The organism is Bartonella sp. MR168JLCBS (genome assembly GCF_042194175.1).
In genome coordinates this window covers 332-2,765 of sequence record NZ_JBHIMP010000037.1, presented here as the reverse complement: position 1 = coordinate 2,765, position 2,434 = coordinate 332, and the positions used below count along the sequence as shown (strand labels likewise).

General features: G+C 39.3%; 1 protein-coding gene. It reads right to left on the bottom strand.

The window, feature by feature from the left end; all coding sequences use genetic code 11:
- Positions 1–737: 737 nt before the first annotated feature.
- Positions 738–1,682, bottom strand: a complete 945-nt coding sequence (locus ACFIK8_RS08805) for a YopJ/AvrA family T3SS effector serine/threonine acetyltransferase (protein WP_161510652.1) — start codon at positions 1,680–1,682, stop codon at positions 738–740.
- Between the last annotated feature and the right edge of the window lie 752 nt (positions 1,683–2,434).

Here is a 2,434-nt window from a genome sequence, read left to right as displayed (position 1 = left end):
TAGCGAAAAACAAAGGGTGTGCAAATTGTTAAAAATACTGGATTCTTAAAAAAGGCTCTTACGCATTCTTTGAGTAGAAAAGCTGTTGATCTCAAAGATTTTGTACTCTCTCTTAAGAAATTCCTGAGAGATCTTAGAGCGGCAGAGCCATTAGAAAGGCAATCGCCAGGGACAATATTCTCAGCTTATTAATGACTAAGTTTAGCGTTGTTTAAACAACTTCCGAGTTGTTGGAAAGCATATTCTAACGCTGCCTGTCAGGTTCAAATTTCTTATGATCATGAATGCGGAGGCATTTGAGAGAATGCACAGGTGTTTTAAGAGGAAAAATGATCATCCTTGAAGAACTCGACACGAAGAGTCTTTAAAAAAATACACGCTCCCGCTTATACTCTTGCAAAAGCATTAAGTATTTTTCCTGTTGGGAGAGATCTCTCTTGTCGCCGCAAAAAGCCCTGAAACGCTTCACACAGTTCTAAGGTACGCCTTTCTGACGGCACAGCTGTTTTGCTTTCATATGCCCGCTGCTCGAAAAAGCAAATGAATCGACTAATCTCCATAAATTGGCTAAAACCAATCGCTCATACAAAGGCCTACCTTCCCACGCACTTTGGCCAACTCCCACGCCCCTTGGCTAACCCCTATGCACCTTGGCCAACTCCCACGCCCCTTGGCCAACTCCTATGCACCTTGGCCAATTCCTATGCATCTTGGCCAACAATGTTAAAAAAATTATATCATAATTTAAGCAGAGATTTATATTCAGAAATCCTCTTTTTATGTGTCGAAACAGAGAAAGCTTTGTCCTCTTTTAAAGTTAAGTTCTTCTCAAATCTCTCAAAAAGAGTTTCCTCCTTTTTGTTAATGCTTTTATGTTCACTTCCCGGATTTGCTTTTACATATTGCTTGAGACGTTTTGTACTTTGCGTGTGTTTATATAAAGTGATTGGAAGATATTGATCCAATTTATCAGAAGATAAATAAGCACTCTCTGGATCAGACAAAACACCGTTAACATTATCTGTGTGCATTTTTTTTAATTTGTCAGATTCAAGATAAAGTTTTTTAGCCAGAGCCAAACTAAAAATTCCACATTCAGAAGTGCTTCGTTGGATATTCATTTCTGCCATGGAAAAGGAATAATGAGACAGGTCAGAATCTTGAAGAGCTTTTTTCGTCCTCAACCCCATCATCGCTGCGCTTCCATTCTCGAAGGATGTAGGTTCAAGCAAGAGCAAGGATGTCTTGTCGGCAACGGTTTGATGATCGATGACTGCAAAATGGATTCTGCTTCCCCCGAGGTTTACTATAAATCTGGAAGATTGAACTCCGCTGTTGATTGTTTCTTTTATGGACAAGACAAGCTCTTGAGGTGTCAGAGCGAGTTTAAGATTCATTTCTGGATATTTAGTGTTCGCCTGTTTTACCAGGGCGGGCATCATTCTAAGATCTATGTTGGCATAAAAGGTATTGATCCATTTGCCACTGGCCAGATCGCTCTCCAAGTCTGTAATAATACCTTTTAATTTTTCATGATTGACAGAGATATCTTCATTTTCTACTTTTTCCGAGTCTTCATTCTCTAAACGTGCAAGAAGACTTTCTAAAGATTCATTTTCGATATCGCTGTTTTGTGTGCTGAATGAATGATGAGGGGTGCTGTTTGAATTTTGTGGTTTCATAATATTCATCTCCGTGTTAAGAGGGAGCATGAAATATTGTTTTCGTATTCTGGCTAAATGGTTAGCTAAAGCAATGTTTTGTTTATTCGCTTCCTTTTCACCCGGAAAGGCAGGAAAATGAGGTCATGTTTTTAACCTCAGAAGCTTTCGTAAGAAGGCTTTCTAAGCCAGACCCCCCTGTTTTCAATAGAACTCTCTGTTTTTCAACAAAGGATCAAAAATCCGGCTTATACTGTGCATCTTCAAAATTTGTCAGAATTGTTAGAAGCTTGAAAGCATTTGAAACTTTATCTTGATCTTTTAAAATGAAAGCTTTTTTCTTCTATTTGAGAGTCTCAACGCGGCAATGACAGGCTTCTCTCCCATCGGAAAGTTAAACAAAATCATCAAAAGCACTTCGCTGCATGTTCATTTTTGTCAGGGGAAAAGAACAATCAGGCAATGAAGAAGCTTGAAGAGCTTTTTGCGCAAAGCGCGTTTTCTCGCAAACGATGCCAATCTGCTCAGAGAGTTTTTTTGCATCATTTTTCTGGAAAAAGGGGAAAAGCTCTCGATAATTTGTGGTCAAAATAAAATCGCAATCTGTTATGCGGAAACAAATTGAAAAACAGAGTTTAGTCTTCTTGTGGCGGCTTATGCTATCAAGCAAGTGGAATCTATCCTGTTTTAGATGACTCTTTCATGGGGAGGTCGTTTTAGGGAACTTGCAATTTCTGGTTTGGATCTGCTCTTCGCACTTGAGGGCCTCTCTC